7 protein-coding genes and 1 pseudogene are annotated in these 5,970 nt (G+C 65.4%); 4 read left to right on the top strand and 4 right to left on the bottom strand.

What is annotated here, in order from left to right:
• Both JOZ79_RS11955 and JOZ79_RS11950 read left to right on the top strand, forming a co-directional pair.
• Nucleotides 1-385: pseudogene (locus JOZ79_RS11955) on the top strand (DeoR family transcriptional regulator); the annotation flags it as partial.
• Entirely contained in the window at nt 382-882 is a 501-nt protein-coding gene (locus JOZ79_RS11950) for a DUF202 domain-containing protein (RefSeq protein WP_294074414.1), read from the top strand. The pseudogene JOZ79_RS11955 and the gene JOZ79_RS11950, both read left to right, overlap by 4 nt.
• A 22-nt stretch (nt 883-904) precedes the next feature.
• On the opposite strand, the gene JOZ79_RS11945 is transcribed toward JOZ79_RS11950, so the two are convergent.
• Entirely contained in the window at nt 905-2,344 is a 1,440-nt protein-coding gene (locus JOZ79_RS11945) for a GH1 family beta-glucosidase (RefSeq protein ID WP_294074412.1), read from the bottom strand.
• Between the two features lie 190 nt (nt 2,345-2,534).
• Between JOZ79_RS11945 and JOZ79_RS11940 the strand changes: the two genes are divergently transcribed.
• Nucleotides 2,535-3,071, top strand: coding sequence for a PilZ domain-containing protein (locus tag JOZ79_RS11940; RefSeq protein ID WP_294074411.1), 537 nt, complete (start codon nt 2,535-2,537; stop codon nt 3,069-3,071).
• Here the strand turns inward: JOZ79_RS11940 and JOZ79_RS11935 are convergent.
• A complete protein-coding gene (locus JOZ79_RS11935) occupies nt 3,041-3,298 on the bottom strand; it encodes a glutaredoxin domain-containing protein (protein WP_294074409.1) in 258 nt (85 codons plus the stop codon). The genes JOZ79_RS11940 and JOZ79_RS11935 overlap by 31 nt on opposite strands.
• A 110-nt stretch (nt 3,299-3,408) precedes the next feature.
• Between JOZ79_RS11935 and JOZ79_RS11930 the strand changes: the two genes are divergently transcribed.
• Nucleotides 3,409-4,569 (top strand): aminotransferase, encoded by a 1,161-nt coding sequence (locus JOZ79_RS11930; protein ID WP_294074407.1) that lies wholly within the window; start codon nt 3,409-3,411, stop codon nt 4,567-4,569.
• Nucleotides 4,570-4,573: 4 nt separating this feature from the next.
• Here JOZ79_RS11930 and JOZ79_RS11925 read toward each other — a convergent pair whose 3' ends face one another.
• Entirely contained in the window at nt 4,574-5,404 is an 831-nt protein-coding gene (locus tag JOZ79_RS11925) for an EAL domain-containing protein (protein ID WP_294074405.1), read from the bottom strand.
• Nucleotides 5,391-5,792: a response regulator gene (locus JOZ79_RS11920; protein WP_294074403.1), complete on the bottom strand. Its 402-nt coding sequence runs from the start codon at nt 5,790-5,792 to the stop codon at nt 5,391-5,393. The genes JOZ79_RS11925 and JOZ79_RS11920 overlap by 14 nt, the downstream gene beginning before the upstream one ends.
• Nucleotides 5,793-5,970: the final 178 nt, after the last annotated feature.

Raw genomic sequence — 5,970 nt, 5'->3', positions numbered from 1 at the left:
CCTCAATCAGCTGATGCGACGCGAGGATGTCGAGATCGTGCTCCTCGGCGGCCGCCTGCGCCGGAAAAACATGGCCTTTTATGGCGGGCAGACCGAAGCGGCGCTCGACAGCCTGCAGGTGGACCGCCTCTTCCTCGGCGTGGACGGCCTCGACCTTCAGCGCGGGATCACGACCCATTTCGAAGGCGAGGCGATCCTCAATCGCAAGATGGCGCGCGTCGCTCGCGAAGTCGTGGCGGTCACCGATAGCAGCAAGTTCGGTCGCACTTGTCTCCACCGCATCATGGGCATCGAGGAGGTCGGCGTGCTGATTACTGATGGCGACGCTCCCGAGGAGAGCCTCGACCAGGCGCGGCGTCTCGGCTGCGAAGTGCGGATCGCTTGACCGCCGACCGTCGCCCCGCGCGCCGCAAGAACCCAACGGCGCCGGGCGCGGTTGAAGCGACCGCGCCGAGGGGCGAGCTGCACGAGCAGGCCAGGCAGATCAGGCGTAGCGCCTCCGCCGTGGAGCGCAGCACCGATGAGCTCAGTGATAGTGCCGACCGGCGGACGATCCTCGCCGGCGACCGAACCCTCCTCGCAGCGGAGAGAACTTATGCCGCCTGGGTGCGGACCGCGCTTGCCGCGCTTGCGAGCGGCGTCGGCGCAAGGGCACTGATGAAGGGCGTCCTTCCGGTACTGATCGGCAAGCTCACCGGGTCGGTGCTCGTGATCTTCGCCGGCTTCTGCCTCGTCGCGGCGGTCTGGCGCGAAATCCAGGGCACCGGCGAGGTCGCGCATCGTGACATCCGCCCACTTCCCAAGGCGCTGCTCGTGCCGATCAATGGCTTCCTGCTGCTCGTTGCGCTTGCCGCGCTCGTCGGCATCTGGATCGGCGACTGACGTTGCAGGTCGTGAGGCGCCGCTAGACCAACTGGTTCCGGGCAATCACTTCCTTGTACCAGGCCGCGCTGAGCTTGGGCGTTCGCTTCTGCGTCTTGAAGTCGACATAGTGGATCCCGAAGCGCTTGCTGTAGCCGTCGGCCCATTCGAAATTATCCATCAGGCTCCACAGGAAATATCCCTTGAGCGGATAGCCCTCGGCGACCGCCCGGTGGAACGAGGTGATGTAGTTGCGCAGGTACATGACACGGTCGGCGTCATCGATGCGTCCGTTCTGGACCGGATCGTCTGCGGAGGCGCCGTTCTCCGACACGTAGAGCACCTTGGGCTGCCAAAGCTCGCTGACCTGGCGGATGCCCCAGTAGGCGACTTCCGGTCCAACGATCAGCCACGGCGACGCCATGTGTGGCGACGAAGCGATGTGCGGGATGGTGGCATAGCCGCGCGGTGAATCGTCGGCCCGCACCCACTCCGGAGCGTAGATATTGACCGCAAGGAAATCGAGCGGACTGCCAATGACCTTCATATCGCCAGGCTGCACCTTCGGCGCGTTGGCGGCCTCCTGGTGCAGATATTCGTCGATGTAGCGACCTTCCATGATCGCGGTCAGGAACATCGCGTTCTGCTCGCGGGTCGCCTTCTTCGCCGCCGCGATATGTTCGGGTGTGTCGATCACCGGAACGTAGAAAGTCGTGTTGTCGGCGATCCCGACCTGGGTGCCCGGCTTCGCATGCGCGCGGATCGCCTGCACCCCAAGTCCGTGGGCGAGGACCCCGTGATGGCGGACCTGGTTGACCCGGGCGGGAGGAAGCTTGAGGCCCGGCGCATGCTGCCCGGTGAGGTGGCTGAGGTCAGTGAAGCACCGCAGCTCATTGACCGTCATGAAGTGCTTGACGCGGTCCGACAGGTGCCCGGCCATGTAGCCGGCGTAGTCCGCGAATGCCTGAGCCGTGTCCCGATTCTGCCAGCCGCCCGGAAGGGCCGCGGGCAGGTCCCAATGGAACATGGTGATATAGGGTTCGATGCCGTTCGCGAGCAGGTCGTCGACGACCCGATTGTAATGATCGACTCCCTTGGGGTTCGGCCGACCCCGCCCTTCCGGGAAAATCCGCGACCAGGCGAGCGACATGCGGTACGTGCTGACGCCCAGGGCTTTCAGCAGCTGATGGTCTTCTTTGTACCGGTGGTAGCTGTCGTCGGCGACGTCGCCGGTGTCGCCGTTGAACACCTTGCCCGGCGTGTGGGAGAAGATGTCCCAGTTCGTTGCTCCGCGGCCGTCCTCGCGGACCGCGCCTTCGATCTGGTAGGCGGCGGTGGCGCAGCCCCAACGGAAGTCCTTGGGAAAGCTGAGGTCAGTCGGTCGAAGCAATTGCGCGGCTGCAGCGCCGCCGCGGGGGAGCAGGCTGGCGGCGGAAACCGCGCCCAGCGCCTTGCCAAGATCGCGACGGCTGAACTTTCCCATGGACCATCCCCTGCTCGATTCCGGCCGTACCTTAGCATGGCGAGAGCCGCTGGCGAGACGTGTTGGCCAAATGCGGCGGAGATCTGCTTCGCTGCCGATCCGCGAGCGCCGATCGGGGTGGACTTATCCGTTTCGGACAGAAGCTTAAGGGCTTGCCGGGGGCGTGCGGATACACGCCTGCCGCATGGGAATGAGGCAGGCAATTCCGACGCTGAAGGTTCGCGAGCCGCGGATCAAGACATTCGTTGCCGCGCGCATGCGTCTCGGCGCCCGATGGACGGACGCATTCATCCTCAACGTTTCCTCGCGCGGCTTGCTGGTGCGCTCCTCGGAATTGCTCGACCGTGGCACGTATGTCGAGTTGCGACGGGACGACAAGGTCATCGTCGCCCGTGTCGTCTGGCGAAGCGGGTCATGCGCTGGTCTGCGGGCGCAAGACCGCGTTCCGCTCGAAGCCATCGTTACCTCCGCCGCATCGCGCCCCGCTTTGCGCGAAGCCGTTGCCGTGCCTTACGACCGCCGCCGCCCGAATGGGCGGCCGCGCGAGCATGAGCAGGAGCGCAGCCGACTGCGCGGCCGAGCGATGGAGTTCATCTCCGTCGCAATAGTCGGGGCCATGTTGTCGATCACCCTGTTCTCGATCGTCGCGGAAACGCTCGATCAGCCGTTCGCCAGGGTTCGCTCGGCCCTCATCGGTCAGGCTTCGCTGCCGGCCGAGAGCAAGTAACGCTCGAGGTCGTCGGAGCCGCCGATCCGTTTGCCGTCGATGATTACCTGCGGCGTCGTGTCGACCTTGTGCTCATCCTTGAAGGCCTCGACCTCCATGCGGGTACCAAGGATTCGATCCTCGAACGGAATGCCCGCCTCCTCGAGCAGCTGCTTGGCGCGAACGCCATAGGGACACACATGGTCGGGCAGCACCATGCGGTAGAGAATCACTTTCGGGTCGGCCATTCGAATCCTCGTCATTCCGTTTGAACCGGGAATGCGGCTGCCGCGCGAAAGTTGCTTCACTGGCGGCCGGTCCCGGCTATTTGCGGTGAGCCGTAGCCAGGGAGAGGCGCTTGAACCCGCTCTACGATCAAATGCCGACCAGCGTGTTCGAGCGCATGTCGGGGTTGGCGACGAAACATGGCGCGATCAATCTGGGCCAGGGCTTCCCGGACTTCGGGTGGCCGCAGGAGATCCTGGACGCCGCCGCGCGGGCGGTAGTGGAGGGATCGAACCAATATGCGCCCTCGCGCGGATTGCCCGCGCTGCGCGATGCGATCGCGCGCCATTACCGGCGGCACTACGGGCTGGAGCTCGTCGCCGAGCACGTCTGCGTGACCAGCGGAGCAACCGAGGCCCTCGGCGCCGCGATCCTCGCCACGATCGAGCCGGGCGACGAGGTGATCCTGCTGACCCCGGCCTATGACAGCTACGCGCCAATGGTCCGGCGAGCGGGCGGCATCGTGCGCAAAGTGGCGTTGCAGCCGCCGCAATGGCGGATCGACGAGAAAGCTCTCGCGGCCGCCGTGGGCCCGCGCACCCGCGCGATCCTCTTCAACAACCCGCACAATCCCACCGGCCGACTGTTCGACGAGGCGGAGCTTGGCATCGTCGCCGCCATCGCCTGCAAGCACGACCTCGTCGTCATCGCGGACGAAGTCTGGGAGCATGTCGTGCTCGACGGGCGCACCTTCGTCCCGTTGTGCGCGGTTCCGGGCATGGCCGAGCGGTCGATCAAGATCGGCTCGGCCGGGAAGATCTTCTCCCTCACCGGCTGGAAGGTCGGCTGGATGGTCGCAGCGCCCGCGCTTGCCGGCCCACTCGCCCGCGCGCACCAGTTCCTGACCTTCTCGACCGCGCCGAATTTGCAGTCGGCGGTCGCTTTCGGGCTCGACGAGGGCGATTCCTGGATCGCCCCGATGCGTCGCCGGTTCGGCGATGCGCGTGACCGCATGGCCGAGGGTTTGCGCGACGCCGGCTTCGCGGTGCTCGATTCGGCGGCAACCTATTTCCTTTGCGTCGACCTCAAAGCCTCGGGCATCGCGCTCGAGGACAAGGCGTTTGCGGATGCCGCGGTCGAGCGGGCAGGGGTAGCGGTCGTGCCGCTTTCGGCCTTCGCGGAACGGGATCCGCCGCGGCATCTGGTGCGGCTCTGCTTCGGCAAGAAGGACCAGACGATCGTCAGCGGGATCGCCGCCATGGCCCAGGCGCGGGAGTTGCTGAGCCTAGGGTAGGCGGTCAGGTCTCCTGGGCCCACAAGGCGAGCTTTTCGTCGGTGAGCATCGCCGGCCAACGCTTCCTGAACTCTCGGCGCCAGGGGAGCAGTCCCTCCGGCGCGATCGGCGTCGCAATCAGATAGCCCTGCACGACGTCGCAGCCCAGCTCCTTGACCAGGCGCAACTGCTCGATTGTCTCCACCCCTTCGGCGGTGACCGTGAGGCCGAGATTGTGCGCGAGCTCGACGATCGACCGGACAATCAGGTCGCAGTCCCGTGATCGGCCAAGGTCGGCGACGAAGGCCTGGTCGATCTTGACTTCGGTGAAGGGCAGCTGGCGAAGCTGCATGAGCGACGAATAGCCGGTCCCGAAATCGTCGATTGCAAGCCCGATCCCTTTGATTCGGAACCGCGTCAGAGTGTCGATCAGCTTGATGAGCGGCTGCGTCGCACCTTCGGTCAGTTCCAGCACCAGGCGATCGGTCGGGACCTTGAGCCCCCGGCACATCCGCTCGACGAGGTCGGGAAAATCGAGGTTCTGGAGGCTGAGCGCGGAGATGTTGAACGCAATGCAAGTGTCGAGCTTGTGAGCGCACCAGTCGACCCATTGGCGAAGGATCGTCCGAAGCCCCCATTGAGTCAGCTCGTCAATCAGCCCGTGCTGTTCCGCCAGCGGCACGAACCGCGACGGTTGGATCGCACCTAGCTCGGGATCCTCCCAGCGCACCAGCGCCTCGACCCTGACAAGGCTGCCGTCGCGAAGCGCGACCTTGGGCTGATAGACCATGTGCAGCCGATGCTCCCGCAGCGCCCGCACGAACCCGTCCAGAAGGCGGGCTTCATCCTTGCGCATCGGTCCGCAATATCGGCCGAAGTCCGTTCAGGAGCTCCTCGAGCTCGTGCAGCCGGACCGGCTTTTCGAGCGGGCCAGCCATTTGCAGGCCAAGCGCTTCGCCGAGCCGAAAGGCCGATTCGAGGATCCGGCGGTCGAAGCCGCTGACGATCAGCACCGGTCCGGTGAACGTTTGCTCGGCGAGAAAGCGCAGGAGCTCGACGCCGTCCATCCCCGGCATGCCGAGGTCCAGCGCCACGATATCGGGGGGACTGGCGACGAATTGCTTGCGGAAGTCACCGTGATTGACCGCAATCACGGCATCCAGTCCCGCTTCCCGAGCGCCATTGGCAAGGAAGTCGGCGAGGGCCGGCTCGTCATCGATCAGCAGCAACCTTGGCTGCGCCATCCAAGCTCCTCCTCGCGTCCTCGCTCCGTGCGCAGTTCACGACGCGAGGTCAAGCAAATCAACGGACTTTTAACCGCGCCGGACGTAAACCGGTCCGCTGAGGCGGAATCCCGCTGTGCCGAGGACGCGACTATCCATGTTTGCATCGCTGATCCGAAGCAAACCCGCCGGCGGGGAC

This window comes from Sphingomonas sp. (assembly GCF_019242355.1).
In the GTDB taxonomy this organism is placed as follows: domain Bacteria; phylum Pseudomonadota; class Alphaproteobacteria; order Sphingomonadales; family Sphingomonadaceae; genus Sphingomicrobium.
Note: the sequence above shows the minus strand (reverse complement) of the source record. Positions and strands in the feature narration are given on the sequence as shown.

Bases quoted from the DNA above. Each gene is read 5' to 3' on its own strand.
- JOZ79_RS11945 (WP_294074412.1), bottom strand. From the start codon at position 2,344: ATGGGAAAGTTCAGCCGTCGCGATCTTGGCAAGGCGCTGGGCGCGGTT.
- JOZ79_RS11940 (WP_294074411.1), top strand. From the start codon at position 2,535: ATGAGGCAGGCAATTCCGACGCTGAAGGTTCGCGAGCCGCGGATCAAG.
- JOZ79_RS11935 (WP_294074409.1), bottom strand. From the start codon at position 3,298: ATGGCCGACCCGAAAGTGATTCTCTACCGCATGGTGCTGCCCGACCAT.
- JOZ79_RS11925 (WP_294074405.1), bottom strand. From the start codon at position 5,404: ATGCGCAAGGATGAAGCCCGCCTTCTGGACGGGTTCGTGCGGGCGCTG.
- JOZ79_RS11920 (WP_294074403.1), bottom strand. From the start codon at position 5,792: ATGGCGCAGCCAAGGTTGCTGCTGATCGATGACGAGCCGGCCCTCGCC.